Origin of the sequence: Pseudomonas sp. B20(2017) (genome assembly GCF_002113125.1) — a bacterium.
GTDB lineage: Bacteria > Pseudomonadota > Gammaproteobacteria > Pseudomonadales > Pseudomonadaceae > Aquipseudomonas.
Genome location: NZ_NEJP01000005.1, coordinates 103355 through 130283, shown reverse-complemented (window position 1 = coordinate 130283; position 26929 = coordinate 103355). Strand labels below are relative to the sequence as shown.

Genomic DNA, 26929 nt, shown 5'->3' with positions numbered 1-26929 from the left:
GGCAGTCGGTATCGTCAGGGCGGCTTAGCTTTGTGCTTGATCGTTCCCACGCTCTGCGTGGGAATGCAGCCCGGGACGCTCTGCGTCCCAATCGATCTGCCAGCGAATGCGGTCTGTGGCTAGCAGTGGGTATCGTCAGGGCGGCTTAGCTTTGTGCTTGATCGTTCCCACGCTCTGCGTGGGAATGCAGCCCGGGACGCTCTGCGTCCAATCGATCTGCCAGCGAATGCGGTTGGTGGCTGGCAGGTCGATTTCGTCAGGGCGGCCTAACTATGTGTTGGGTAACGTTGTACTTCGACATTATCCAGCACCCGATTCACCGCCAGTTCCGCCAGCATGATCACTTGCTGAATCCCCAGGAACCGGTGCCGCTGCGGCGTATCAACAAAAGCCGCTACATCACTGGCCATGACACTGGCGGTGGCCAGGGACTCACAGGCATGGGCCAGCAGGGTTTCGTCGTCCATGTCCGGGGAGATCTGGAACATCTGGCTCGGTCGGCGACCGGGGCATTTTTTCGGAATGGGATTGAAGTGGTGGTCGAGCGCGCGTTCGGCGGCGTCGTGGAGTTTCTTTGAGTCGGCGGATTCGTAGGGCGAGGTGTCGTCTGATTCGGGAGGGTTGGGTGTTGGTTTTTTCATGGTGAATACTCAGTTGGTGAAATTGGAGCTGCCTTCGATTGCCGCGACGCAATCTGAGGTGGCAGCTGTACGCGGGTTCGCGGACCGATAACTGAGGAATCGGCATACCTCCAAAGAAGGTATCCCGCGCACAGCCGCCATGAAACAAACAACAGGCACCGAGGTGCCGTGAGGTTGGCGATTATGCATCAGTTATCGGGCCGCGACGCCCGTTCGCTGAATGTTTCAGCGACCCCCAAAGCCTATCCACCCCATTTCCGAGCCACAACCGACGCGACATGTCAGAAACATCCCCTGTAAACACCCTGTCTGTAGGACATAAACACCCCGTTTAAAAAACGCAGCCCACAAAAAAAGGCGACACCCCTCACAGGGCATCGCCTTTCTCTTTACCGCCGCTAAAGCTTATTCCGGCAGTTTGTACGCAATCACATAGTCACCCATCTTGGTGCCCAGCGAACCGTGACCACCCACCACGAGCAGGACGTATTGCTTGCCGTCCTTGCCGGTGTAGGTCATCGGGGTCGCTTGGCCGCCAGCAGGCAGACGCGATTTCCACAGCTCTTTACCGGTGTTCACGTCGTAGGCGCGCAGGTACTGGTCGAGGGTGCCGCTGAGGAAGCCGACGCCGCCCGCAGTCACGATCGAGCCGCCCATGCTAGGCACGCCCAGGGTGAAGCCGATCGGGATTGGCGAGCTGTCGCGGCTGGTGCCGTTTTTGCGTTTCCAGACGACTTTGCCGGTGGTCAGGTCGATACCGGCGACGTAGCCCCAGGCCGGGGCCTGGCACGGTACGCCGAGTGGCGACATGAACGGGTGCATGATCACCGCGTATGGCGCGCCGGTGTTGGGTTGCACGCCAGCGGTTTCGCTCTCGCGTTTGCTGCCGGCCGCGACTTTCTCGCGTGGCACCATTTTCGAGACGAAGGCCATGTAGTTCGGGCTGGTGAATAGCATCTGGCGAACTGGGTCGACCGAGACGCCGCCCCAGTTGAACACGCCGACGTTACCCGGGTAGATCAGGCTGCCCTGTTCCGACGGAGGCGTGTATTGGCCTTCGTAGCGCAGTTCCTTGAACTGGATACGGCACAGCATCTGGTCGAACGGGCTGGCGCCCCACATGGCTTTTTCGGTCAGTTCCGGGGCCAGCAGGTTCAGGTCCGAACGGGCCTGGGTCGGTGCGGTGTGGTCGCCTTTCACGGCGCCTTGCGGAACCGGGATCTCGCGGATCGGGATAATCGGCGTGCCGTCACGACGGTCGAGGACGTACAGGCTGCCCTGTTTGGTCGGGGCGATCAGCGCAGGCTTGATGCCGTCGGCGGTTTTCATGTCCAGCAGGGTTGGCTGGCTGCCGACGTCCATGTCCCACAGGTCGTGGTGGGTGAACTGGTAGTTCCAGCGCACTTTACCGGTGGCCAGGTCCAGGGCCACGACGCCGGCGCTGAATTTCTCGGCGCCCGGGGTGCGGTTGGCGCCCCACTGGTCAGGAGTCTGGTTGCCCAGTGGCAGGTAAACCATGCCGAGTTTTTCGTCGACGCTGGCCAGCGACCACATGTTGGCCGAGTTGCGGCTGTAGGTTTCGCCCGGCGCCAAAGGCTCGGTGGCGTCTGGCTTGTCGCTGTCCCAGTTCCACACGAGGTGACCGTCACGCACGTCAAAGGCGCGGATCACGCCCGATGGCTCGTTGGTCGACTCGTTGTCGGTGACGTGACCGCCCATGATCACCAGATCACGGGTGATCGCGGCAGGCGAGGTGGAGTAGTAACCACCGGCGGTGAACGGGCCGATACCCTGGGTCAGGTCAACCACGCCTTTATTGCCGAAGCCTTCGCAGATTTTACCGGTGTCGGCATTCAGTGCGATCAGTCGGGCATCGGCGGTCGGCAGGTACAGGCGACGCGGGCAGACCTGGGCGACGGCTTTGCCGGCCTCGGAGATGACGGCGGACGCGGCGTTTTCCGACTTGGCGTACGCGGCTTCGTCGTAGTACGACACGCCACGGCAAGTCATGTGGGCGAAGCCCTTGAAGCCGACAGGGCTCTTGATCTGCGGGTCGAAGCGCCACAGTTCCTTGCCGGTGTCCGGGTCCAGCGCCAGCACCTTGCTGTGAGCGGTGCAGGCATAGAGCATGCCGTTGGCTTTCAGCGGGGTGTTTTCGTTGGTCAGCTCGACCGGATCATCGGCAGTCGGCAGGTCGCCGGTCTGGATGCGCCAGGCTTCTTGCAGCTTGCCGACGTTGGCCGGGGTGATCTGCTTCAGTGGCGAGTAGCGGTCACCGAATTCGGTGCGGCCATAGGCCTGCCAGTCGCCGTCCGGCATTTGCGGGGCGGTGCTGGTGGTGTCGGCGGTGTCGCGACCCAGTTCGCCGAAGGTTTCGCCCGGGTGGGTGAACAGGCTGGCCAGGGCGGTGACACCGGCCAGAATCACGGCCACGGTCAAACCACCGGTGCCCAGCGGCGCAGGGCCGTTGACCAGCAGCGGACGACGGAACCATGGCAGCAACATCACGAAGCCGAGGACAAACCACAGTGCCAGACGTGGCACCAGTTGCCACCAATCCAGACCGACTTCCCACAGCGCCCAAATGGTGCTGGCGAACAGCACGATGGCGTACAGGCCCAATGCCGCACGACGCCCCATCAGCATCAGAATGCCGGTCAGCGTGATGCCGATACCGGCCAGCAGGTAATACAGCGAGCCGCCGAGCGTGCTCAGTTTGATTCCCCCGGCCAGCATGGCCAGGCCCATCAGCAGAAGCAGAATGCCGAGCAGGCTCGGAAGCAGACGGCCTCGACTCGAAGCACTTTCGGTGCTCATAGTGTGGTTCTCCGTGACGTTTCAAGTAGTCCCGCGCTGTAGTCACTGTAGATGACGATTGGGCGTGGGCATGGTTCAGATAAAAACTTGTCTTGCTATCGAATTTCATGTGGGAGCGAGCTTGCTCGCGAAAGCGGTGGTTCAGACAATATTGATGTTGGTTGTAATGGCCTCTTCGCGAGCAAGCTCGCTCCCACAGGAGGTTTCAGTTGTTCTTTAGAACGACGACTGGATCTTGATCCCGCCGATCAGCGCGTCATCGACCTTGTCCACACCACCAGGGTGGCGGATGTACTGCAGGTTCGGGCGCACGGTCAGCCAGTTGGTGACGTGCACGCCGTAATAGAGTTCGGCGCTGTATTCGGTGTCCTGCGGTGGCAGGAAGGACGGATCGTCGTAGTCGTAGACGGCGCGGGCCTGGTTGGTCGCCTCGGCGTTTTTGCGGTAGGCCGGGTTGACGTGGACGCGGGCCATAGCGAAACCGATGTCGTCCTTGGCTCGGGCGTCGAACAGGCCTTTGTAGACCACGCCGGCCTGGACGTAGTTGTCGATGGCGTTGGTCGTCTTGTCGTGCATCGTGCCGTTGGCGAACACGCTCAGTCCACGGGAGTTGTCGCTGGCGACGCTGGTGATCTGCTGCTGCACGCCGAGCCACATGCCGTGTTTGCTCGAAGCGCTGCGATAGGCCTCGCCGCTCAGGGCCGCCGGCTGGCCGTTGCTGTCTTTATAGGCGTCGGTGGCCTTGGCGTTGCTGTAGTAGTAACCGGCGCGGTATTCGCCCGGCAGGCCGTTCAGTTTCGGCTTCCACACCAGTTCGATCGGCAGGATCGCGCCCTGGGTGCCGCTGCCGCTGAGCTTGAAGCCGTTGCCGCGATCGAGGTTCGACGGGTTCTGTTCATAGGCGCCGACTTGCGCGTACAACTCCGGCGTCAGGTGATATTTGACGCGCAGCGCCCATTGGCTGACCGGCCAGTTGTACCAGATGCCACCGACCCAGTTGCCGACCTGCGAGCCGCAGAACGCCAGGTTCTGAAAGTCGCACGGGAAGCTGTTGAAGTCTTCGCCTTCGCCAAAGCGACCGACCTTGATATCGAGCTTCTGGTCGAAGAATTTCTGCTGATACCACATCTGCGTCAGGCGGGTGGTCTGTCCACGGCCCCAGACTTCCTGGGCCGAGGTGAAGCCACCGACGCGCGGGTCGTTGATGCGGTCGTTGCTGATGTTGTTGCCGCTGCGCTTGGTCACGGTCAACTGGAATTCTGCGTCGTTCCAGCCCAGCAGTTTTTGCAGATCCAGATGAGTGCCGAGGCCCCATTGATCGCTGTAGCGCGCGGTGCGGTCGTGGTCATAGCCGCCGTGCAGGTTGCTGCCCATTTCGCCGGTGTAGTCGAGTTTGAAGTCGATACCTTTTGCCGCGAGTTCGCTGCGGGTGCCGTTCCAGTCACCGAGCATCCACGGTGATTCACTGTCGAAGGCCGAGGCGGCCTGGGTGCAGGTGGCGAGGCCAAGGGCGGTGCAGCCGCCGATCAGGCGCAGGGTTGAGATAGCGCTGTCTCGGGAGAACGGAAAATCGGGCATTGAATAGGTCTTTCTTGATCTTTTTGGGGGATAAGCTGGCCGCTACGATTTGACGCAGGCAGTGAAGCGATTCAGCAGAAGGGCGGCAGGATAATGTCCTGTTACAAAAACACAAAGTGCTTTTGCAGACATGAACCCTTTCGGATTCGGTAACAGTGCGGCAATACAGCGCATTGCGGGCGATGGCGCAGGCTGCGATCTTCTCCGGTTGGCCTACATTTAACCCAAGGCCTTCCACCCGCCCATGCCCTCGGCTAAGGTGCGCGGCTTCTGCATTTTCACTTCGCCCAAAGGCCCGGCATGAACGACCACAATCCCGATCCGCTGCACGGCGTGACCCTCGAACAGATCCTCAATGCGCTGGTAACCCACTACGAATGGTCGGGCCTGGCCGAGCGCATCGACATCCGTTGCTTCAAGAGCGATCCGACCATCAAGTCGAGCCTGACCTTCTTGCGCAAGACGCCATGGGCGCGGGAAAAGGTCGAGCGGCTGTACGTGAAGCTGATGCGCACCAAGCGTCCGCTCTGAGATGAATGCCGTGCTTCGGCGACGCCTGATCACTTCGGCCGCGGTGCTGGGGTGGGCCGGGCTGGGGATTCAGCTGTACCTGATTTTCTTCGCACGCCTGAGCGTCGGTGCCAGCCTGCTGGGCGGGCTGGTGAGTTTCTTCAGTTACTTCACCGTGATCACCAACACCCTGGTGGCGGTGGTGCTGACCTGCGCGGTGACCGATCGCGAATCCGCTGCGCGCCGCTGGTTTCTGCAACCTTGGGTCAGTAGCGGGATTGCCGTCAGCATTGCCGTGGTCGGCTTGGCCTACAGCATTTTGTTGCGGCATTTGTGGCATCCGCAGGGCTGGCAGTTTATCGCTGACGAATTGCTGCACGACGTGATGCCGTTGCTGTTTCTGGCTTATTGGTGGTTGTGCGTGCCGAAGGGCACTTTGCGTCTGAAGCATTTGCCGTTGTGGCTGATCTATCCGCTGGTGTACTTCGCCTATGCGTTGTTGCGAGGGCATCTGCTGGGGGCTTACGCCTATCCGTTCATTGACGTGGCGCTGCTGGGTTATCCACAGGTGTTCGTCAACGCCGGGGGGATTCTGCTGGGGTTTGTGCTGATTGCGTTGCTGGTGATCGGGATGGATCGCTGGCAGGGGCGGCGCCTTTAGCAGCGCCGCCGCTCGTTTCACTCTTCTACGGAGCCTTCGGCGCGCCAGTAACCGACGGCTTTGACGAACTGCTCATCCAGCCCGTGCTCATCGAGCAGCACCCGGCGGATCTGCCGCGAGACTTTCGTTTCCGTCGCCACCCACGCATACAGATTGCCCTTGGGCACCTGCAACTGTTTGATGGTGGCCAGCAAATTGTCTTTGCCGCCTTCGCGCAGCACCCAGATCACATTGACCTGCGCCGCACTCTCCAGGGTTTGCTGCTCCTTGCCGTTTTCCACTTCGATCACCACCAGCGCCTTGCGATTGGCCGGCAGACCTTCGAGACGGCGGGCGATGGCGGGCAGGGCGGTTTCATCGCCGATCAGCAGGTAGCTGTCGAAGATGTCCGGCACGATCATCGAGCCACGCGGGCCGCCGATGTGCAGGAACTGACCCGGTTTGGCCTGCTCGGCCCAGGTCGAGGCAGGGCCGTCGCCGTGCAGGACGAAATCGATGTCCAGTTCAAGCTTGTCGAGGTCGTAGCGGCGCGGGGTGTAGTCGCGCATTTCGGGCATTGGTACATCGCTCTTGCCGGCGCCGAGCACCAGGGTTTCCAGCGCGGCGGCCTGTTCGGCGTTCTGCGGGAACAGCAGTTTGACGTGATCGTCGGTGCCCAGGCTGATGAACCCGGCCAGTTCCGGCCCGCCGAGGGTGATGCGGCGCATGCGCGGCGTCAGGTCGACCACCCGCAACACTTCCAGGCGACGACGTTTGATTTCATGCATGACGCGGTGAATGGTTTGGCTCTGGACTTCAGTCATTCGGCTTTCTCCGGGGCAGATTGAACGGCGGGGCCGTCGACGATGGCTTTGGCGGTGTCGTTTAGCAGGTCGCGCACCCGCAGGATTTCTTCCGGGCTCCAGCGCCCGTGGTGCATCTGCAAGGCATGACGCAGGTTGTGTACCGCTTCATGAATTTCCGGCGGCCGGTCATGGCCGCGCAGCGAGCGCTTGCTGACGTCGATGCGCATGCGCACGCCGTCCAGCGCCACCGCTTGTTCGCTGAGGGATTGGCGGCCGGCATCGGTCACCGCGTAGCGCTTTTTGCCACCCTCGGCATCGCCGGTGATCATTTCGCTTTCTTCGAGAAATGTCAGGGTCGGGTAGATCACGCCGGGGCTGGGACTGTAGGCGCCGTCGAACATGGTTTCGATCTGGCGGATCAGGTCGTAGCCGTGGCACGGTTGTTCGGCGATCAGGGCGAGCAGCAACAATTTCAGATCGCCCGGGGCGAACACCCGTGGGCCGCGCCCGCCGCGCTCGCGACCGTGGCGTTTTTCGAAGCCGTCACGGCTGTCGCCGTGATCGCGGTGGGGGGAATGATGGTCTCTCATTTCACTCTTCTCTCGTCGTGTTTAGATACAACTTAAGATATATCTTTACGGCTGGGCAAGGGCTTTTTGCCGCAGAGCTGACGAGTGGTCAACGGCGGGCAAGGCGCGCGGATGGAGGGACCGCCGTGCCTTGTTGATCGAGACAGGAATAACCGAAAAGTTAAAGCTATCACTCTATTAATGCTTGAGCTTATATTCTAAAAAGATTAGAAAGTGCTGACTGTCATTGTCGAAACTGCTGTAACGTTTTTTATGAATAACTGTAGGTAGGGAATGCCTTACAGCTACTTTTATATATTTTGATTTTTTGATGTTTTTTCTTTCGTGTCACGAGGTTGTTGAACTACGCGCTCGTGGGAAGTTGCCTGCTTACATTCTTTGAACAAGGGTCGATCATACCGCCGTCGTTGAACTTTCATGTTTTGGTTCTTATCTGCCGGTGTGACATGAACTTCAATGTTTCGATTCCTTTAAAAAGAAAACAGGTACTGACCGATGTTCAAGAAAATCGCAATCACCGCTTCTCTCGCTGCCCTGGCTCTGAGCTCGTCCGCGGTCTTTGCCGCCGGTGAAGCCCGCCACTCCATCAGCCTGGTCGCTCACGTACCGACCAATGGCTTCTACGTCGTGCCGACTGATCCCGATCTGGTCAACAAGGATCAGGACATGAGCTTCAGCCCGATCACCGGCGCCATGAAACCGGTAGAAGGCTTCTTCGATGTACGCAACAACAACGGTTCGGTTCACGGCTCTCTGGAAGGCGTACCGAAACTGGTGGGCGGTGCGAGCGCCATTGATCTGGAAGTACGGTTCAACAACGTCGTGCTGAGCCAGACCCCGCAAATGGTTGTCGGTGAAGCCGAGTCGGACGTGAACTACCGTGCCCCGTTGCGAATCACTGCCAAAGGCACCAACTTCACGCCGGGGGATTATACCGGTGCGGTCACCATGATGTTCGACGCGGTCACTCCGGCCGGCGGCAGCACGCTCTAACCCGTGATGTAACAAAGACCGGCAGGCTGACGAATCTGTCAGTCGGCCGGGCTTTTTCCGTTCGCACTCAGAGTTCGTTTACATGTTCCCGATGACTCCCATCGCGACTGCGCTTGCGTTGCTGTTTTGTGCTGCTGTAACGGCCGCCGAATCTGCCGGTACAACGCCGCGCAGTTTGCTGGCACAGGCCAAAGGTTTGCCAAAAGACTTCGAAGAGCACTTTTTCGATGTGCCCCTGGCTGTTCGGGTGGAGCTCGATCAGCAACCCTTGGGCGAAGCGATGATTGTGTTGACCCGCGATGATCGCATCACCCTGCTCGAATTTACCGATACCAGCGACAACCGTTTTGGCGCCGCTGAGCGGGAAAAATGGGCGGGCTATCTCAAGCACGGCGTGGCGCTGGGGAGTTGCAGTGGCCAATGCCCCGAGCAAATGCTCGCGGTGCACTACAACCTGGAAAACTCGCTGGTGTCGATCATCACCGAGAATGCCGAGCGCGATAGCGAATCGCCGCGTTATTACGAGCAGCCTCAGGACGGCAGTACCGGTCTGATCGTACGTAACCAGCTCAACCTCAATGGCGGTCAGGAACAGGATCTTGGCGGGCGTTTCGGCCTGGAGGCCAATGGCAGTCTGGGCAACTGGACACAGACCTTCAATATGCAACTGGCTCGTCTTGGCGGGCCTGACGACCAGCTCTATCACGCTGTGTATGAGATGCATACCCAACGAGAGTTGCAAGGCAGTTTTTTGCGCATGGGTTATTTCACTCCGACTTCCGAAGGCCTTACGCGTCAGCCGCGTTCGTTCGGCAACAGTCCGGATACGACGGTGGGGTTGATGTATGGCAGCTCCGACAGTCTGGCCATCGATTTACAGAATCCAAGCGTCTATCCGATTTATGTCACCGCCAACCGTCAGGCGTCGGTGGAGATTTTTCGCGACGGTTTGCTGATCAACACCCAATCAGTACCTGCCGGTTTGCAGACCCTCGACACTCGACCGTTGCCCGGCGGTATCTATGAGGTGGAAGTGCGCTTGGTCGAGGATGGCCAGATCACCTCGACCACTCAGGAACTGGTCTACAAGCCGAACAACTGGCGTAACGCCGACGAGCGTTGGCGCTATAACCTGTTTGCCGGCCAGGAAACCAAGCTGCTGAGCAACTGGGACAAACAGGCCAGCGGCGATGCAACGGCCGGTGCGTCGCTCAATTATTTACTACATCCGCGAGTGATTCTCGGGCTGTCGGCACGTCAGGTTCGCGAGAAACTGCAATACGGCACGTCCATCGACTGGACGCTCGCCAATACCGTCAGCATGTTCGCCAATTTTTATCAAACCGAAGACCACGGCACTGGCCTCGACCTGCAAGGCCTTTACAACTATGGCGCCGGCAGTCTGGTGGTCAGTCACAACCGCAGCTGGCTGGACACCACTGACATTTACGACACCCTGCCGGACGGCACCCGCCTCCGTCAGCGCAACGTGTTTACCGGCCAGACCAGCAATACTTCGCTGGCGCTGAACCATCGAGTCAGTCGCAACAGCTCGTTCAACGCACGGGTATCCCACAGCGAGGGTAACGTTGAGGGTGTCGGTGTCGATCTGGGCTGGACCCAGCGCACCACGGTGTTGGGCAGCGACTCCAACTGGCGACTGTCAGTGTTCGACCGGCCCGGCAGCTACAGCAGCGGTGACGCACGCAACCGGGGTGTGGACCTGAGCCTGAACGTCGCTTTGGGCGGCCCCGGCCAGCAGATTTCCGGCAGCATCGGTACGCGCACAGCCCGCGACGGCAGCCGTGACAACAACGGTTCGCTCGGTTATCGAAAAAACTTTGATGATCACGTGCTGCAAAGCGTGATGGCGACGGTACTCACCGACACCTACGGGATTGGCGTAAACGGTCAGGCGAGCTTTAGCAACGATATCGTCAATGGCGATGGCTTCGTCCAGCGCTCTTCCTACAACGGCAATTACACCGGTGGCTTGAACCTTGACAGCACCGTGGCCATCGGTGGGCAGGCAATCGTCATGACCAGCCAGCCTCAGGGGCGGGGTGCGGGAATGATCGTGGATGTCGAATCCGACGTCGACGGCATCGCCCTGCGCGCCGATGACTTGAGCGGCGGCAGCGCTGCGCTGAGACCAGGGCGCAATTTCATTCCGATCACGGCCTACAAGAACAGTTCGGTGAGTTTTGACTTCGTCGGCAACCATGTACCGGCGGCGACCATCGAGCCGGCGCGCACCCGTTATCACTTGAACAAGGGCGGTGTGCAGTACCGCAAGGTACGGGTGATGAAAACCTTCACGGTGCTGGGACGTTTGCTCGATCCGCAGGGGCGGCCCCTCAAGGGACACCATGTGATCAACCACGCCAGCCGTGGCGTGAGCGAGGTCGACGGGTTTTTCTCCATGGAAATGAATGCCGGCTCGCCGACGCTTGAAGTGCGATTTGCCGATCAATTGCTGTGCCAGTTCCGCCTCGATCCTCAGCAAGGGCGGGTGGAAAACAATGTGTTGATGATCGGCGATTTGCGGTGCAGTCCAGACACCCTCGCCGATGCGACGTTCACTGATCAGAAGGCGGGTTGAACGATGAAGAAAACATCCTGTTGGCCCGTTTTTCTGATGGTGTTGAGTCTGTCATCGGCGCAGGCGGCGAATCAGGAGATCAGGGCATTGTTCCAGCCGGATCCGTCGCAACCGAACAAAAACGAATTCATCAATAAAACGCCGAACAGCGGGTATTGCGCGAGTTTTCCAAGTGAATGCGAAGACAACAGAATGTTCAGTATTCAAGTACCGATTCGTTTCAGTACGGTCACTCCGCTTTTCTCGGATAACGGCGTTTGGGTGAAGGTACCTGCTGACTGGCGACGTTTGACGGTCACCAACCAGGAGACGCTGGAGACGAGTACGGTAGAAGTGCGGATCAGTGGAATAGGGTCGAGATTTCAACTGAGTAAACCGGTCACCGAACTGACCGGCGAGTCCAACGTCCTGGAGGCACACCGCAAACTCTGGACCGGCAATTCCTGGGTTTATGCACCCCCTCCATGTCTGTACAGCGGCGTTGGGTACTACGGTATCAGCAGCTATCAGTTCTTCTGGAAAACGCCCGAACAAGGGAGTTGCAACAAAACCGCTGCGTTCGATGTAGGGCACATGTTGTTCGAGCATCTCGACATTGCCTATGAGCTGCGAACGCCGAACCCCTTGAGCATGTCGTCCGGGCTGTACACCGGTTCATTGACCTACAGTCTCGGTCGGGGTAGCTCCGACTTCACGATGGGGCCGTTCATGGATTCGGACGACACCGCTCTCAATCTGGATTTTGTGCTGGATGTGCAGCACGTCCTGAAAGTCGATTTACCGCCCGGTGGCAATCGCATTGCGCTGGAACCCGATGGTGGCTGGCAAACCTGGTTGAACACCCGCAAGCCTCCCGCACGACTTTACCGCGACCAGACGTTCCATATATCCGCCAGCTCCCGCTTCAAGGTGCATCTGGAGTGCGCGCGGGACAACCCGAACTATTGCTATCTGTTCAATGAGGCCAACAACGCCGCTGCACTCCTTCAAGTCAAGGTAAGCCTGCCTGGCGGATTGACTGATGTCAGCGGTAACCCGGTAAGACTCAAGGAGCTTTTACCGGGAGAGTTGAACGCCGTGACCTTCCAGCCTGGCAAGTACATCGACCGCCAGCAGGGAACGCTGCATTTCGAAGTTCCCAGAGAGTGGACCGAAACCATTTTGACCTCGGGCAGGGGTAACAAGTACTCCGGCACGATTGTTGTCGTTTTTGATTCGGAAATATCACCCCAGCAGTGATGGGTCTTTATTGAGAGGTTGTGCGCATGAAGCAAGTGATTGTTCTGGTAGGCCTGTATCTGTTCAGCCTGTGCGCTCAGGCGGGTCCGAATATCAATATCGGTGTTGTTTATGACTATTTGGCCGGTGATAAAAGTACCTATTTGAAACGGGTGTACAACAGCGGGGACAGTACGGCGTTCGTGAAAATCAATGTGCTGGAAATCCTTTATAACGCCGATGGCACGTCCACCGAAGTACCGGTCAAGGTACAAGCCGATGCCAGCGCCCGTGACGGCCTCATGGCCAGTCCCGCACGTTTGATCATTCCCGCCCAAGGCATGCAGGGCACCCGTTTGCTGTTCATGGGGGATCGCGACAAGGAGCGTTATTTCCGCGTGCGTTTTGTTCCGGTGGTTCCCGAGAAAGAAGATGAGTTCGCGGTGTCCAGCGAAGAGCGCGAGGAATACAAAAAGACTCTGACAGCGGGGGTCAACGTCATGGCCGGCTTCGGCACGATCTTCTTCGTGCGCCCAAAGGATGCGCGTTTTGACAGCGTGATCGATGACTCGGCAGGCACGTACAAAGTGCGCAACAACGGCAACACGGTGGTGGTGATCGACGAATTCAAGAGTTGCTCGAAAACCAATGAAGCCGAATGCGAACCGACCACCAAACACCACGTGATGGCTGGCAGGACCTTCGAGTTCGAGAAAAAGGCCGGGCGCGAGTATCGCTTCATCCTGGTCGAAGGCGACAGCAAAAAGAATCTGAGTACCGCCGGTTGAACATCACGGGTAACGAACAATGATCAAACAATGGATTACCGTGATGTCGGCGACAGGCCTGGCGTTGGTCAGCGCCTGGACGTTTGCGGCGCGAGAAGAACTCGAGTTCTACGTTTCAGTGCACATCCCCACCCTGAATTTTTACGTGATACCCAGCGAGCCCGACTGGATTCATCGCGAGCAGCGACTGCACTGGAATGTGAACACTTCCACATTGGGCACGTTGCGTCGCAACTTCGATGTCAGGCACGACAGCGGAGCGATCGAGGCGCGTCTTGAGAGTGTTCCCTATTTGACCAACGGAAGGGACTCACGGGAAAACATCAATCTGCGCGTGAGCTTCAATGGCAAAGAGCTGTCCGACCGTGCGCTGCCGTTGCAAGTGGTTTCGGCCGAGGAAGCCAGGATCGGCACACGGGTGATGCTGGAGATCGAACCCAGGGAACAGGCCGGAGGTTACAAACCCGGAGATTACTACGGCACCGTCAACATCATGTTCAGTGCCGCAGCACCCAGTGGCTGAGCAAGAACTCATCCGCTCAAGAACGTAATGACTTCAGTGCAAGGAATGGCAATGGATTTCAGGTTCAGTAAAGGATTGGTTTTCGTTTCATTGTTCGGCGGATTGTTTTCCATGCCGGCCCAGGCGTTGACCCAGGAGATTCGTGCCGGTTTTGTCCCGGATCCGGCCAATCCGCAAAGAAACCGTTTCGTCGATCAGACGCCACAGAGCGGCTACTGCGGGACTTATCCGGCAGACTGCAAGGCGTATGGTCTGTCGGGTATAAGACTGCCGCTGCGCTTCTCCTCCAACCTGACAATCGAACCGGGTGCCGGGCAGCGCGAGGGGGCCATGTTCAAGATCGCTTCGCAATGGCGCAGCCTGACCGTGCGACACGTGACGACGGGGGAGGCGGCGACGGTCGAAATGAGGATCGGCGGAGTCGGTTCCCAATATGTGTTGAGTGATACGGCGGTCAATCTGACCGGGGCCGGTTCTGATGGGGAGGCCCACCACAAACTGTGGGGCGGAACGAACTGGCTGTTTCCTTCACGACCGTGCGAGGCCGGGGCCATGGGCACCCATGGACCTGATTTCTATCGCTTTTTCTGGCGCACCCCGGTCGAAGCGGTGTGCAGTAAACAGGCTGCCTACCGGATTCCATGGATGTCCTACGAATACCTGGATGTGGGCTATGAATTGCGCACGCCCAATCCTCTGGCCATGTCGGCCGGTCTCTATACCGGTGAACTCAATTACGGAGCGGGCCCCGGACGGGATTTCGACACGGGTGACAACATCCTGCCGGACAGCTCCAGCGTGACCTTCAGATTCGTGCTGGATGTCCGGCACGTGCTCAAGGTCGACATTCCGCCCGGCGGCAACAGAATCGAGCTGACACCGCAGGGTGGCTGGCAAGCCTGGTTGCAGGAGGGCCGCAGGCCCAGCCGATTGTTTCGTGATCAGACATTCAACATCGGTGTCTCCGCACCCTTCCGGATGTTCTTTGAGTGTGAACATGCCGGCATTGGCGCCTGCAGTTTGCGTGATTCCGAATCCGGTTCGACGTTTCCCCAGGTCTATCTGAGCGTCAGTCTTCCCCACGGCATCACTGACAGTTCGGGCCAGCCGGTGAAAAACCACCGGTTGACGCAGAGCGGCGCGGGTGCGCTTTTTCGCCCGGGGCACTATGTGGATCGCGCGCCCGGAGTGTTGCACTTCGAGGTGCCGAGCCACTACATGGAAGACATGTTGCAGCCCGGCCAGGCAAAGCGCTACAGCGGCAATGTCACAGTGATCTGGGATTCGGAAGTCTGATCCGCACTGTCCTTTCCGAGGTGAACTAGGAAGGCATCGGCAGCAGCCCATGACGGCGCATCAACGTCGTGGTCAGCGAGCGCCCCAACCCCAGTCTTCGGTAAGCCAGTTCAGTGAGCTCGCGGGTATATTCCTCATCATTCAGAGGCAGCACCGCGTCAGGTGAGTGCCGTTGTTCGAGCCGGGACAGTTGTCGTTCGTATGACTCGTCGTTGATTTTATAGGCTGCGGCCTGCGTATCTCGCAGATAGTGTTCCCAGAACGGTTGTTCAAGCATCCCGTTGACCAGGCCGTCACCGGTTTCAAGCTCGAGAATAGTGATGCAGGCGTTGTCGATGCTGGCCTGCGTCACCCCTGCCACGCCTTCGTAAAGCATCTGCTCGGACTGCCAGGGCAGATCGAGTCGCGCATTCAGGCGCGTCTGGTAGGCCAGGTAGATTTCGACTTCTTCCTCCCGACTCGGGCGAGACAACGCATCGGCGCGGGCGATTTCATTCACCCGTTCAAGGCGTGTAGCGGCTCGGGCCAGTTTCACCAGTCTGCCCTCGAGTTCGCTTCCCGAAGTCGAATAGGAATACGCCCGGGATACCAGCGCCTGAACACCCATGATGTTGAAAACTTCAGAGCTGGCGTCGGCGCAGGTGGTCGGTTCCTCTGCCGTCCTGAACAGCTTTTTCCGCAGCTCAGTGTCCAGGTCCATGGCATCTATCAGATCCCACACGCGCCGGGTCAGAATCTGGCGTGAGGTGCCGCCTTCCTGGTAGTCGGCCGACCGGGTCAGGCTGTCGATGATCTGGAAAAAGCCTTGGGAACCCGGCTCGTGCATCAGGTTGTCCCAGGCTTCGTTGCGGAAGGTTGTCAGACCTGGACTGTCGTCGGCCCAGAATAGTGAACTGTCGCTCATATGCCATTTCTTCCGGGCTTCAGCAGCAAGGAGGGAATAGTTGTTTTGCCGGGGCAACCCCACCGATTCACGGTACTGATAGAAGGTTTCGCGAGCCTCAGGCTCCAGGTAACTCACGGCCAGCCTGGCTCGTGCCACGAGCCATGCATCCGGCGATCCCGGCTCGACCTGTGGAACAGTGACAATCGCCGGGCTGGACAGATCGAGGAAGAAGCCGCGAGGGCGCCGATGCGGTGTGAACAACCCCTCGGGCCAGGTGTCGATCCCGGCATAGGCAAGTTCAAGGGTAATCAGATCAGGCATGCGGCTGACGTCTGGTGCACGACCGAGCTGATTGAGTGAAAGGCGTAAAGTGCGCAAACGCGTCAGGTCTCTGAGCTGCGCCCAAGACTCCTCTGTCAGACGGATCTGGTTGCGTTTGAGCTGCAGGGTTTCGAGCTCGGTCATCTTGGCAATGTGCGGTGGCAGCAGTTTCAGGCCGCACTGGCGAGCGCTGAGGTGGCGAACGTTGGGGAAATGCTTCAAAAGGCCCCCGGGTGCGGGTGAAAAGCGTGCCCGGTTCAGATCGAGGGTCGTGACCTGATCGAACCAGGGCTTGAGATCCGGCAGGGTTTTCCACCATTTTTCAAGGTCCGGCCCCATCAGCTCGGCGGAAAGGTCGAGTGTGTAGCCTGCTTCGTAGTGGACGCGGCGTTCGTTGAACGCCACGGCCTCACGCTTGAAGCAGGCCAGGATGCGGTCGGCAATGGTGCGCGCGCCTGAAGGAATGATGCCGGGGCCATCGGGGTCGAAGGCAGCCTGTGACTGTTTCCAGTCGTCGAGCAGGTCATTCAGCTTCTTCAGCTCGGTTTCAAGGTCCTTGACCGTCTCGAGCGCGTCGCGCCCTGTCGGCAGCGAGTTGACAAAGAAATCCACCTCACGGTCACTCAGTTCAGGATAAAGCTCTTTCACCCGCTGCTCGATGGGCTTGGACATTCTTGAAAATATCGGGCCGCGCAGCAGGTTTTCGACTGACGTTTGCACGACAGGCCGGATCGAGGGTTCCAGCAACTGCGTTCGGCGTTCCCTTGGCGACTCGCTCATTTCCATCAACCATTGTTTGAAAACGCGGCCCTGACCCGATCTGTATCCGGTTTGTTGCCTTGCCTGTTCGGGGATTGCCCGCAGGATCGATTCATACAGATCGGCGGGGCCGAACAACGGGCGCCGGTTGCCATCGAAGATTTCGTAGCGGGCATGCCCGTCATGCAGAAGGACCCGGATCTCGTTTGCGTGTTCTGCGCCGACGCTGCAACGCAATGGCCCGTCGAGCGAGCCTTCGCGTATATCGATGCGCAAGTCGCGGTAGGCGTCGCTGTGCAGTCGCAGTACGTTCAGGGCCAGACGTTCGGTGTCGGAAGTCAGGCGTTGATTGTCGATGAAGCCTTCCCAGGCGCGGGTCGTGCGTGTTTCGAAGGCGCATTCGCGCGCGGCGGATTTGAAGTCGAGAGGCAGGCGCCGGCCGTTGTCGAGCGCCTCCACTTCAGGCTGACGGGCGTGTTCCACCAGACGTTTGGCAATGGCGGTCGGCAAATGAGGGTATTGGCGCTGAAGTTCGAGAACACGCGGATCACTGCTGATGGTGCGGTATCCATAAAGGTACTGCGAAATTTCCGATTGGTGTGCGTCAACCCGGTCGGCCAGTAGGTCGCGCAGGGCCTTTATTTGGTCCGTCTTCGGCAGCCTTGCGCCGAGCAATCGCTCCAGTTGTGCATCACTCAGAAAACCGGTCACGTGCTCCGGCAGTCTGCCGGCCATGACGTCTGCCAGACTGATGGTCAGCGTGCGTGACGGCCGGGCACCGGTGTTGCCGTAGGTGTGAGCCGGGCCGCGTTCGTCGGCACTCTGATTGACCTTCAACGCACAGTCTGCGGGCCAGCCCGGCAGCTCGGTCACCATTTGTTCGAACCAGTAGGACGAGGGATCAAGAGACCTCCCGGCTCGAATGTCGGCGCTGGTGGTTGCGGTGTCCCGCGACGCCCGGAAACGCTCAAGAGTGTCCTCCAGCAGCAACGGCGGAGCGTCGTTATCGACATACATCTGGCGCAGTGCGTGCGCCTCGGTGCCACTGATCTGGCGGATATTCTCCAGTTGCCAGTCGCTGAAGCCTTCTGTCGCGGGGCCGAGGCGGCGCATCAGTTTCGGGGTTGGCCAGTCTCCGGGGTTTTCACCTTCATGAGTCCAGGCACCTCGACCGTTGTAGCGAAGTTTCGGCGCATAGGCCTGTGGGCGTTGCGGATGCTGGATGCGGTACTGACGGTCGTGAGAATCCTGTCTGACCTCATAAGTCTTGCCGTCGAGCGACAGCACGTTTTTACCCGCGTGCTGAAAAAGCCCCTTGGCGTCACGACGTGAGCCGGGCGGAGGCGGTGGGCCGGCGAGTTCGTAAGGAACGAGGTCGGGGTGCCATAAACGGGGGTTGCCGTCGGGCGAAATGACCGGCTGCATGCCATCGATCAGTGGAGACAATTTGAGACGAAATTCGGAGCCGATGGCTGCCCCTGCTGCGAAGGCCGCCAGTTGGGCAATATCCGTGACGATCCCGACCAGATGTTCGCCCATCTCGGTCCAGTTCTCCTGGGTCATGTCCACGATCCCTTCGAAGACGTCGGTTGCTATCTGATAAGCGGTGTAGGCCAGCATCAGTTCTCCCAGAAAAGGCACGAATGGCGTGATGACCAACAGCGCCGCATTGAAAATGTCCGAAAGGATTTTTTCGAAGTTGTCCCACCATGCCCAGCGTGAGTTCCTGTCGGCGATTTCTGTCGAGACGGCGATGTCCCGTGCGTCGTTGAAGATTTTGTCGATTTTTCGCTGGTACTGGTGCTTCCACAGGTTCTGTGTGATCGGTCGTGCGTCAAATGCCAGATAGGGTTTCTCCACCGGAGTGGGGTGCCAGGTCGGCCCGGGATCCAGAGGGTCCTTTTTTTCTAGCCATTTGAACTCGCTCAGTCGCTGTTCGAGTGTGGCGAAAAAATGCCCGCGCTGTTGCTGATCGATGAATTGGCTGAAGAATCGCCAGTAGTTGCCCTTACCTTTGGAGAACGACTCGTTGGCGCGTAGCTGACGGGTCAGCTCCTTTACGAACTCCAGCGACGAGGCGTACTCCTTCAGCGGGTGCTCGGGATCATGGGGAACGTAAGCGATCATCCGGTCTTCGCCAGCGCTTTGCTGCTCGACCGGGGTGAACAGGATGATCCCGGTCAGCGTGGCATCCAGTATCGAGAGCTCGCAGCACTGCATGACTTTGCCACCCAGCGTCAGCCCGGTTTGGCCATCGGCAATGCCCAGAATCACGTCATGAGCATTGGCTCCGATATCGTTGGTCAACAAGGCCAGATGCGCAGCAAATATCAGCGTGGCTTTCTGGCTTTGCGTTGTCTGGTGCTCGATAGCTGCTCTGGAACCGGGATCACGTGGCAGTAAATGGTGTCGCAGATAGCGGGTATAACGTTTGCCGATATCCAGTTCCCGGCACAACCGCTTGAACTGTTCAATGGATAGCGTCTGCTTGATATTCAGAATATCGAAATGTCCATTTTCATCGGGCTTACTGATGAAATCGGAATCGGCAGTGAACGTTTCGTTACTTGCAAAGTTGTGCAGGGCGGCATCCAGCAGGGATACGGTACGACTGGAAAAGCCGGGCTGGAGATTGATGGTGTACCAAGGCGTTTTCTTTGGGAAATACAATCTCAAGTAAGTTTGCTTGACATCGACCAGAAGACCGAACTTTTTCTTCAGCTCGTTTTTGAGCAAATGCACGGCGAAGACTTCAAGAGTTTTTATTTTGCCAAGGACCTCGTCAGTCTGGTTTTGTGTCTGCCAGGCGATGAGGTTGGCGGCTTTCGCTATCGCATGATTTTGTTTTTCATGCCATGAGGGCTTCTTCAAGGCGGCTGCATTCAATGCCAGAGCCCGATGCAACGATGTATGTTTGAATGTGTCGTGGATGTTGTTTTTTATGAAGTCGTAATGTCGGCCTTTTTGCGGGGTTGAAGTTGTTTTGAGATTGTTGATGTTTGTATGAAAGTTGGACATCTGAATTCCATTTCGTTTGTCAGAAGATAACTAGCGTATTCCTCTGCTGCTTAAATGAAACTCAAAATATCCTGTCGGAAGACAGACTCATACAGTGATTTATGTTCTTGAATTTGAATATGAAAACCAAATAAATATGACCCGTTGGCGAAACCTGGGAAGTGACGCGCCGTGGTTCAGCGGCGCGCTACCTCCACAGGCTGACATTGGGTGTGGCTGCCCGGTTGCAGGTAGTTGTTGAGGATCGGCGCCATGCCTTTGAGTACCTGAACCGGCAACGCCGAGGTGAACTTGAAGTTTTCCGCCGAGCGTCCGGGTACATAAGCGGTGAGCGTACCGAAGTGGCTGTCGCCGATGTAGAACACGAAGGTGGCGGTGCGGTTGATTGATTTGGAGCTCAGGATTCGACCGCCTGAACCGATGGCCTCGATACGGTTATCGCCAGTACCGGTCTTGCCGCCCATGGTCAGCGGTTGGCCATCGGCCAGTTTGAAACTGCCGGAAACACGTTTTGCCGTCCCTGAGTCCACCACCTGGGAAAGTGCTTCACGCATGGCGGTGGCGACCTCGGATGGCATCACGCGTTTGCCGACGTGCGGGTCATTGGCAAGTTTCGTTTCGTAAGGCGTGCCTGCAGCAAAGTGCAGGCTGTCGATGCGCAGGGTCGGCATGCGCACACCGTCGTTGAGAATGGTGCCGATCAATTCCGCCAGCGCTGCTGGGCGGTCGCCCGAGCTGCCGATGGCGGTGGCCAGCGACGGCACCAGGTGATCGAACGGATAGCCGACTTTCTGCCAGCGTTGATGTATTTCGAGGAACGCTTCGATCTCCAGCATGGTGCGGATGCGGCTATCACGGGCGCCCTTGTGCTTGCTTTTGAACAGCCAGCTGTAGACTTCCTGACGCTCGAACTGGCTGGCCTTGACGATGTCCTTGAACGTCGCGTCGGGGTGGTTGAGCAAATAGCCGATCATCCACAAGTCCAGCGGGTGGACCTTGGCGATGAAGCCCTGATCCGGCAGGTCGTAGGTGCCCGGGCCATAGGCGAGATACAGCCGCTCAAGTCGCTCGTCGGTCAATTTCTCGGTGAGCTTGGCGCCTTTGAGGTGCGAGCGCACGAACGTGTTGAAGTCTTTCTGGTCGGCATTGGGCAGCAGATAGCGATGCACGGCAGCCATGCGGATCGGCGTCGGACGCATGCTGTCGAGGAATGTGTCGAGCCGGGCCTGGGTGTCCTTGTTCTTGTACTTCTTCCAGAACTTGAGCAGGAACGAGGTGCCTTCGCGGTCGGCGAACGAGGCGAGGTATTCCTGACGTCGCGGGTCGCGGTCGTCCTTGAGCAATTCGGCACTGTTGTTGGGACCTGAGTAGGTGGTGTAGCGCACCAGATCACGCATCAGCCGAATGAACGGCAGGTTGATCGATTCGCGCAGGGCATCGCGCAGGGTCGGCATGCGGCCGTTGTCTTCCTTGCGAAAGTTATGGAACACATGCAGGCCGCCACCGGTGAAAAACGCTTCGCCGGGACTGGCCGAGTATTTGCGGTCGAGGGCGGCGCCGAGCATTTTCGACAGGTCGTGATCCTTGTTCTGGATCAGGTAATCGATCACCCACTGGCTGAGGCGATCCTGGTCCGGCACATCGACTTTCTTCAGTTCCGGCACGGTCATGGCGCCGTACTTGTCATGCAGTTCCGCGATGATTTGCAGGTAGGTGGTCAGTACCCGCATCTTCGCCGTGGAGCCCAGTTCCAGCTTGCTGCCTTCGTTGATGTCGAACGGCTGGTCGGTGCTGTCGGTCTGCACCCGCACACGCGAACCGTCCGGGGTCAGCTCAAACAGGGTGAAGCTGTAGCGCACCTGAGTGGTGCTGGTGGGCGTCAGCAGACGTTCGCCCATCAGGCCGACTTCGGTCGCATAGGCCGGGTCGGCCAGTCTTTTCAGGTAGGCGGTGGCCTGGGTTTGCAGCTCGCCTTGCAAAGTGCTGGTGGCAGACAGGTCGAGGCGGTCGAGGTCGTACAGCGGACGGTTGAGCATCGAGGCCAGCCGGCTGCGGGCGACACTGATGCCCTTGTTGGTTTCGATCGGTTGAATCGTCGGCTGGGTCTGCCAGTCGCGATAGCTGATGGTGCTGGCCAGCGCTGCGTCGGCCAGGGCAGCGTCGATCACGCCGTTCTGTCTGAGCAGGCGCAGGTGGCTGTTGGTCAGTTCGACCAGCTCTTCGCGGCCCTTGGTCAGGTAATGCGAAGGACGACGCTGGGCGATCATCAACGAGAGCATTTCGCGCAGGGCCAGACCCTTGTCCGCCAGGGTCTTTGGATCGGTTTCGGTACTCGCGAGCTTGCGATTGGCTTCATTGAAATCGGCGCCATACCAGACCCGCAAACCCTCGGCCATGCCGTGCACTTCGCCATGCCCCGGCACCGCCGACAGCGGCACGCTGTTGAGGTAATCACGAATGATGTTCTGCCGCGCCGGCAAGGTGTCCGGGCCGCCCTGATAGGCGCGCACGCTGGCGGAAATCATCTGACGGATTTTCTCCGCGCCGGACACCGTCAGCCCGTCGGGCGAGTGGCGGTATTTCTCAAGCTGGGTGGCCAGGGTGCTGCCACCGGCCGACTGCCCCGGCAAGTGCAGCAACTTGGCGACCTGCGACCATGCAGCCATGCCGAAGCGCGGCCAGTCCACCGCCGGGTTGGCCATGGGTTGCTTGGGGTCGAGCAGGAAACGGTTCTCGATGAACAGCAGGCTGTTGACCACCACCGGCGGGATCGAATCGAAACTCGCGTACAGCTGCTGCGGATAGTTGTACTGATACAGCGGCGCGGCGCGGCAATCGGTGATCGACAGCCCGGCCTGGATCTTTTCGGAATAGGGCACGAACAGGCCCTTGTCGGTGTAGTTGAGCAGTGCCGGGGAGAAGCGCGCCTGCTCGGTGATCACGTAGTTGCGCTTGATCAGCCGCGGCAGGAACTCGTCCAGCGAGCTGTAACCCAGACGCAGATCGAATGGCCCGTTTCCCGGATAGCGGATCGCTTCGCTGGGGCCCGGCTGCAATTCGTATTTGAGTTTGGCGGCGTACTGGCTGACCTCGCGGGACTGAAAACGCGAGGTGCGCATTTCCTTCATCGCGGCCAGGCCCACGACAATCGCGATAATCACCACCAGGAGCCAGAAAGCCTTCCACCCGTGCCGGTTGCGGCGGGGTTTTTCAGGTAAAGGCGCTTCATCCACACGTTCAGTCGGAACCACTTTTTCACTCGAATCGGTTTGCCACAAAGCGCCCATAGTCGATTGATCCATTCACGCAGATTGATCGGACTTGTCTGAAGCTTAGTCGGTGGTTGGCGCGGGTGAAAAAATTGTGAAGGAGTGACCCTGAACAAATCTGCAAATCTGGCTGCTGCTTTGCGGCAAGTGATCGAAAGCCTGAAAAGGCCGGAACAGAGAGTTCTTCAGGCCGCTGCGACTTTGGTCGCGGCATGACGTTGCACCATTGCTGTGCAATACTCGGCGCCCATTTGCGTGGTGAATAATCCTCAAAACGCAGGATGGTTTGTCTCGTAAACCTTGTGATTGGCGAGGTTTACGTCTGAATCAGATGCCTTATAGAGTGAAAAAACCTGTCGCAAGCTTTTTATACTGCACGCCCCGCTGATCCCGCAGGTTGCTTCTGCGGGACGGTCCTGCCCACGAAGCAGGGCCGGTTTTCCCCAGGCGCAGGCTTATCGGCCGACGTCTGAACACTCGGTGGTCACATCCAATAACAAGACGAGGAACTCCCCCATGCCAGTCGGCAATCACCCGCCCCATGGCGAAACCGCTCAAGGCGGTCCGCTCAAACGCGAACTTGGTGAACGGCATATTCGCCTGATGGCGCTCGGCGCCTGTATCGGTGTCGGTCTGTTTCTCGGTTCGGCCAAGGCCATCGAAATGGCCGGCCCGGCGATCATGCTCTCGTACATCATCGGCGGTCTGGCGATCCTGGTGATCATGCGCGCCCTCGGCGAAATGGCCGTACACAACCCGGTCGCCGGCTCCTTCAGCCGTTATGCACAGGATTACCTCGGCCCGCTGGCGGGCTTTCTCACCGGCTGGAACTACTGGTTCCTGTGGCTGGTGACCTGCGTCGCGGAAATTACGGCGGTGGCGGTGTACATGGGCATCTGGTTCCCCGACGTACCGCGCTGGATCTGGGCGCTGGCGGCGCTGGTCAGCATGGGCTCGATCAACCTGATCGCGGTCAAGGCCTTCGGTGAGTTCGAGTTCTGGTTCGCCCTGATCAAGATCGTCACCATCATCGCTATGGTGCTCGGCGGCATCGGCATCATCGCCTTCGGTTTCGGTAACGACGGTGTGGCGCTGGGGATTTCCAATCTGTGGGCCCACGGCGGCTTCATGCCCAACGGTGTGACAGGCGTGTTGATGTCCCTGCAAATGGTGATGTTCGCCTACCTCGGCGTGGAAATGATCGGTCTGACCGCCGGTGAAGCGAAGAACCCGCAGAAGACCATCCCGAATGCGATCGGCTCGGTGTTCTGGCGGATCCTGCTGTTCTACGTCGGCGCACTGTTCGTGATCCTGTCGATCTACCCGTGGAATGAAATCGGCACCCAGGGCAGCCCGTTTGTGATGACCTTCGAGCGTCTGGGCATCAAGACTGCCGCCGGCATCATCAACTTCGTGGTGATCACCGCCGCGCTGTCGTCATGTAACGGCGGCATCTTCAGCACCGGGCGCATGCTCTACAGCCTGGCGCAGAACGGCCAGGCGCCGGCCGGTTTCGCTCGCACCTCGAGCAACGGCGTACCGCGTCGGGCGTTGCTGCTGTCGATTTTCGCGCTGCTGCTGGGCGTGCTGCTCAACTATCTGGTGCCGGAAAAAGTCTTCGTCTGGGTGACGTCCATCGCCACCTTCGGCGCGATCTGGACCTGGGTGATGATCCTGCTGGCCCAGCTGAAATTCCGCAAAGGCCTGAGCGCCAGCGAACGTGCGGGTCTCAAGTACAAGATGTGGCTGTTCCCGGTCAGCTCGTATCTGGCGCTGGCGTTCCTGGTGCTGGTGGTGGGCCTGATGGCGTACTTCCCGGACACTCGCGTGGCGCTGTATGTGGGCCCGGCGTTCCTGGCGCTGCTGACCGTTTTGTTCTACGTGTTCAAGCTGCAACCGAAGGATTCGGTAGAGGGCGCGGTGCGTTCGGCTTCGTAATTCGTTATTGCTGAAACTCGAAAGCCCCGGTCGAAAGTCCGGGGCTTTTTCATGGGTGCGAGGTTGATGCCGCTGGTCTGAAAGCGCCGCAAAAAACGACTTCTGATTCAGAGTCATGTTCGAAGGTTTATCTACGTTGTTTCCAGCGCAGCCGTGAACAGAGGCGCAGGTATGAGGATCAGCGATTTTCTCGTACGAGAACTCGGCCGCCGTCAGGTCGTGCTGTTTTTCCTGCTCGCCACGCTGCTGTACACCCTGCCGCTGGTCCTCGCCGACTTTCCCTACATCGACGACAACTGGCGCACCCTGGCTGCCGGCAACGCCTGGGCGGGGCAGGGGCGGTTGTTCATGGACTGGCTGTATCAGGCGCTGACGTTCAACGGCGCTGCGCCGAATATTTTTCCATTGCCGCTGTTGCTCGCCGCCGTAGCGATGTCGTTCGCCCTGACCCGGCTGACCTTCCACTATTTCCCCGAACCGACCCTGGCCTGTTGTCTGGTGCCGTTGCCGCTCTGGTACAACCCGTTCCTGTTGCAGAACCTGTCCTATCAATACGACGGGGCTGGCATGGCCTTAAGTCTGGTCGCGGTGATTTACGCGATCACTTTTTGCGGTGCCTCGCGCATTCAGCGATGGCTGGTGCCGTCGGTGTTGCTGGCGCTGGCGATCGGGCTGTATCAGATCAGCCTGAATGTGTTTCTCGGCTTGTGCTGCGTGGAATTGCTGCGCAATGTTCATCGGCGAGTGCCGTGGGATGAACTCTGGTGCCGGTCAGGCTGGCGGCTGGCGCAACTGCTGCTGGCAGTGATGATTTACAGCGTCACGGCCTATCCGTTCACGGACTCCACACGCACGCAATTGCTGAACGCGAGCGCTGATCCGCTGCTGCAGATTGGCATCAATATCGGTCGGGTGATGGAGAAGGTTGCGCTGCTGTTTCACGGCGGCTACACGGTGATTTTTGGTGTGTTGGTTCTTTGTGCTGTGTTCGGCGGCATGCAATTGGGGCGGCAGATTCGCGAGCGCAACATGTCGCGCGCCAAGGGTTTGCTCCTGAGCTTCAGCTGCGTGCTGGCATTGCCGCTGATTGTGCTGCTGGTGCCGGGCATGACGCTGTTGTTTCGCGACTTCAACGAAGGCGCACGCACCTTGATGGGGTTCGGCGTGCTGCTGATGTTGCTGTTCTATCTGGCCTGGCTGGGATTGATGCCGCTGCATCAACGGTTGCCCTTGATGCTGGCGATTCCACTTCTGGCCACACTGTCGTTGTCCTTCGCTTATGGTCGGGTGCTGACGATGGAGAAAACCTTCGCCAGCAGTGCGCTCTACAGCCTCAGCCACGACATCTCATCCCGTCGCGAACTGCGCGAAGCCAAACGGATTTATATCTCGGTGACGTACTCCGACCGTTGGCTCGCGGGGGCAGTGGGTACGTTCAAGCAGTTGCCGGTGCTGCAATACCTGCTGAACATCGATTACTTCATGCTCGCCGAAAACCTGCCGTCGGCCGGCATCACCAACGTGGTCGCCGAGCGTGAGCGGCGCAATGCTACCCACGCAGGACTGATGGGATATCCACCGTTGGTGGACAGCCTCTATTACCGCCTCTACCTCATCGGCGACTACGGCTTCATCGTGATGAAGGAGCCGCCCCATGGCCGCCTGCTGCAATGGTAACCGTCGGTCAGAAATCAACGCCCACCTGTAATTTCTGACAGTAGACCGCACCCGCACCT

17 protein-coding genes are annotated in these 26929 nt (G+C 58.9%); 10 read left to right on the top strand and 7 right to left on the bottom strand.

Annotated features, from left to right (window positions below; translation table 11 throughout):
• Window positions 1-266 precede the first annotated feature (266 nt).
• The 3 genes from CAF63_RS09135 to CAF63_RS09125 form a co-directional block, all read right to left on the bottom strand.
• A complete protein-coding gene (locus tag CAF63_RS09135) occupies window positions 267-641 on the bottom strand; it encodes a DUF6124 family protein (RefSeq protein ID WP_085684584.1) in 375 nt (124 codons plus the stop codon).
• A 405-nt stretch (window positions 642-1046) separates the two neighbouring features.
• Window positions 1047-3458 (bottom strand): glucose/quinate/shikimate family membrane-bound PQQ-dependent dehydrogenase, encoded by a 2412-nt coding sequence (locus CAF63_RS09130; protein WP_085684582.1) that lies wholly within the window; start codon window positions 3456-3458, stop codon window positions 1047-1049.
• 216 nt (window positions 3459-3674) lie between these two features.
• On the bottom strand, window positions 3675-5036 hold the full coding sequence (locus tag CAF63_RS09125) for a carbohydrate porin (RefSeq protein ID WP_085684580.1): 1362 nt from the start codon (window positions 5034-5036) through the stop codon (window positions 3675-3677).
• A gap of 300 nt (window positions 5037-5336) precedes the next feature.
• Here CAF63_RS09125 and CAF63_RS09120 point away from each other — a divergent pair, with 300 nt between their 5' ends.
• Window positions 5337-5567: a VF530 family DNA-binding protein gene (locus tag CAF63_RS09120; RefSeq protein WP_007956650.1), complete on the top strand. Its 231-nt coding sequence runs from the start codon at window positions 5337-5339 to the stop codon at window positions 5565-5567.
• 1 nt (window position 5568) lies between these two features.
• A complete protein-coding gene (locus CAF63_RS09115) occupies window positions 5569-6207 on the top strand; it encodes a Pr6Pr family membrane protein (protein WP_085684578.1) in 639 nt (212 codons plus the stop codon).
• A 17-nt stretch (window positions 6208-6224) separates the two neighbouring features.
• Here CAF63_RS09115 and CAF63_RS09110 read toward each other — a convergent pair whose 3' ends face one another.
• Both CAF63_RS09110 and CAF63_RS09105 read right to left on the bottom strand, forming a co-directional pair.
• Complete coding sequence (locus tag CAF63_RS09110; protein WP_085684576.1) at window positions 6225-7010, bottom strand: siderophore-interacting protein; 786 nt, start codon at window positions 7008-7010, stop codon at window positions 6225-6227.
• Window positions 7007-7582, bottom strand: a complete 576-nt coding sequence (locus CAF63_RS09105) for a PadR family transcriptional regulator (RefSeq protein WP_011335784.1) — start codon at window positions 7580-7582, stop codon at window positions 7007-7009. Before CAF63_RS09105 ends, CAF63_RS09110 begins: the two co-directional genes overlap by 4 nt.
• Window positions 7583-8077: 495 nt before the next feature.
• Between CAF63_RS09105 and CAF63_RS09100 the strand changes: the two genes are divergently transcribed.
• From CAF63_RS09100 to CAF63_RS09075, 6 genes are all read left to right on the top strand, one after another.
• Window positions 8078-8575 carry a CS1 type fimbrial major subunit gene (locus CAF63_RS09100; RefSeq protein ID WP_085684574.1) on the top strand — a complete coding sequence of 166 codons (498 nt, stop codon included), beginning with the start codon at window positions 8078-8080 and terminating at the stop codon, window positions 8573-8575.
• Window positions 8576-8657: 82 nt separating this feature from the next.
• Window positions 8658-11177 (top strand): CS1-pili formation C-terminal domain-containing protein, encoded by a 2520-nt coding sequence (locus CAF63_RS09095; protein ID WP_085684572.1) that lies wholly within the window; start codon window positions 8658-8660, stop codon window positions 11175-11177.
• Window positions 11178-11180: 3 nt separating this feature from the next.
• Window positions 11181-12416: a hypothetical protein gene (locus tag CAF63_RS09090; protein ID WP_085684570.1), complete on the top strand. Its 1236-nt coding sequence runs from the start codon at window positions 11181-11183 to the stop codon at window positions 12414-12416.
• 26 nt (window positions 12417-12442) lie between these two features.
• On the top strand, window positions 12443-13183 hold the full coding sequence (locus tag CAF63_RS09085) for a pilus assembly protein (RefSeq protein WP_085684568.1): 741 nt from the start codon (window positions 12443-12445) through the stop codon (window positions 13181-13183).
• Window positions 13184-13202: 19 nt separating this feature from the next.
• On the top strand, window positions 13203-13706 hold the full coding sequence (locus CAF63_RS09080) for a CS1 type fimbrial major subunit (protein WP_085684566.1): 504 nt from the start codon (window positions 13203-13205) through the stop codon (window positions 13704-13706).
• Window positions 13707-13757: 51 nt separating this feature from the next.
• Window positions 13758-15002: a hypothetical protein gene (locus CAF63_RS09075; protein ID WP_085684564.1), complete on the top strand. Its 1245-nt coding sequence runs from the start codon at window positions 13758-13760 to the stop codon at window positions 15000-15002.
• Between the two features lie 25 nt (window positions 15003-15027).
• On the opposite strand, the gene CAF63_RS09070 is transcribed toward CAF63_RS09075, so the two are convergent.
• The gene (locus tag CAF63_RS09070; protein WP_085684561.1) at window positions 15028-19986 is read right to left on the bottom strand and encodes an NEL-type E3 ubiquitin ligase domain-containing protein; all 4959 of its coding nucleotides are present in this window, start codon (window positions 19984-19986) and stop codon (window positions 15028-15030) included.
• A 176-nt stretch (window positions 19987-20162) separates the two neighbouring features.
• A complete protein-coding gene (locus CAF63_RS09065; RefSeq protein WP_085684559.1) occupies window positions 20163-23273 on the bottom strand; it encodes a transglycosylase domain-containing protein in 3111 nt (1036 codons plus the stop codon).
• 498 nt (window positions 23274-23771) lie between these two features.
• On the opposite strand from CAF63_RS09065, the gene CAF63_RS09060 reads away from it, so the two are divergent.
• Together CAF63_RS09060 and CAF63_RS09055 are read left to right on the top strand one after the other, a co-directional pair.
• Window positions 23772-25193 carry an amino acid permease gene (locus CAF63_RS09060; RefSeq protein WP_085684557.1) on the top strand — a complete coding sequence of 474 codons (1422 nt, stop codon included), beginning with the start codon at window positions 23772-23774 and terminating at the stop codon, window positions 25191-25193.
• A 171-nt stretch (window positions 25194-25364) separates the two neighbouring features.
• Entirely contained in the window at window positions 25365-26870 is a 1506-nt protein-coding gene (locus CAF63_RS09055) for a glucosyltransferase domain-containing protein (RefSeq protein WP_085684555.1), read from the top strand.
• The last annotated feature ends 59 nt before the right edge of the window (window positions 26871-26929 follow it).

Coding starts and splice junctions, on each gene's coding strand:
- CAF63_RS09135 (WP_085684584.1), bottom strand. CDS start 641: ATGAAAAAACCAACACCCAACCCTCCCGAATCAGACGACACCTCGCCC.
- CAF63_RS09130 (WP_085684582.1), bottom strand. CDS start 3,458: ATGAGCACCGAAAGTGCTTCGAGTCGAGGCCGTCTGCTTCCGAGCCTG.
- CAF63_RS09125 (WP_085684580.1), bottom strand. CDS start 5,036: ATGCCCGATTTTCCGTTCTCCCGAGACAGCGCTATCTCAACCCTGCGC.
- CAF63_RS09120 (WP_007956650.1), top strand. CDS start 5,337: ATGAACGACCACAATCCCGATCCGCTGCACGGCGTGACCCTCGAACAG.
- CAF63_RS09115 (WP_085684578.1), top strand. CDS start 5,569: ATGAATGCCGTGCTTCGGCGACGCCTGATCACTTCGGCCGCGGTGCTG.
- CAF63_RS09110 (WP_085684576.1), bottom strand. CDS start 7,010: ATGACTGAAGTCCAGAGCCAAACCATTCACCGCGTCATGCATGAAATC.
- CAF63_RS09105 (WP_011335784.1), bottom strand. CDS start 7,582: ATGAGAGACCATCATTCCCCCCACCGCGATCACGGCGACAGCCGTGAC.
- CAF63_RS09100 (WP_085684574.1), top strand. CDS start 8,078: ATGTTCAAGAAAATCGCAATCACCGCTTCTCTCGCTGCCCTGGCTCTG.
- CAF63_RS09095 (WP_085684572.1), top strand. CDS start 8,658: ATGTTCCCGATGACTCCCATCGCGACTGCGCTTGCGTTGCTGTTTTGT.
- CAF63_RS09090 (WP_085684570.1), top strand. CDS start 11,181: ATGAAGAAAACATCCTGTTGGCCCGTTTTTCTGATGGTGTTGAGTCTG.
- CAF63_RS09085 (WP_085684568.1), top strand. CDS start 12,443: ATGAAGCAAGTGATTGTTCTGGTAGGCCTGTATCTGTTCAGCCTGTGC.
- CAF63_RS09080 (WP_085684566.1), top strand. CDS start 13,203: ATGATCAAACAATGGATTACCGTGATGTCGGCGACAGGCCTGGCGTTG.
- CAF63_RS09075 (WP_085684564.1), top strand. CDS start 13,758: ATGGATTTCAGGTTCAGTAAAGGATTGGTTTTCGTTTCATTGTTCGGC.
- CAF63_RS09070 (WP_085684561.1), bottom strand. CDS start 19,986: ATGTCCAACTTTCATACAAACATCAACAATCTCAAAACAACTTCAACC.
- CAF63_RS09065 (WP_085684559.1), bottom strand. CDS start 23,273: ATGGGCGCTTTGTGGCAAACCGATTCGAGTGAAAAAGTGGTTCCGACT.
- CAF63_RS09060 (WP_085684557.1), top strand. CDS start 23,772: ATGCCAGTCGGCAATCACCCGCCCCATGGCGAAACCGCTCAAGGCGGT.
- CAF63_RS09055 (WP_085684555.1), top strand. CDS start 25,365: ATGAGGATCAGCGATTTTCTCGTACGAGAACTCGGCCGCCGTCAGGTC.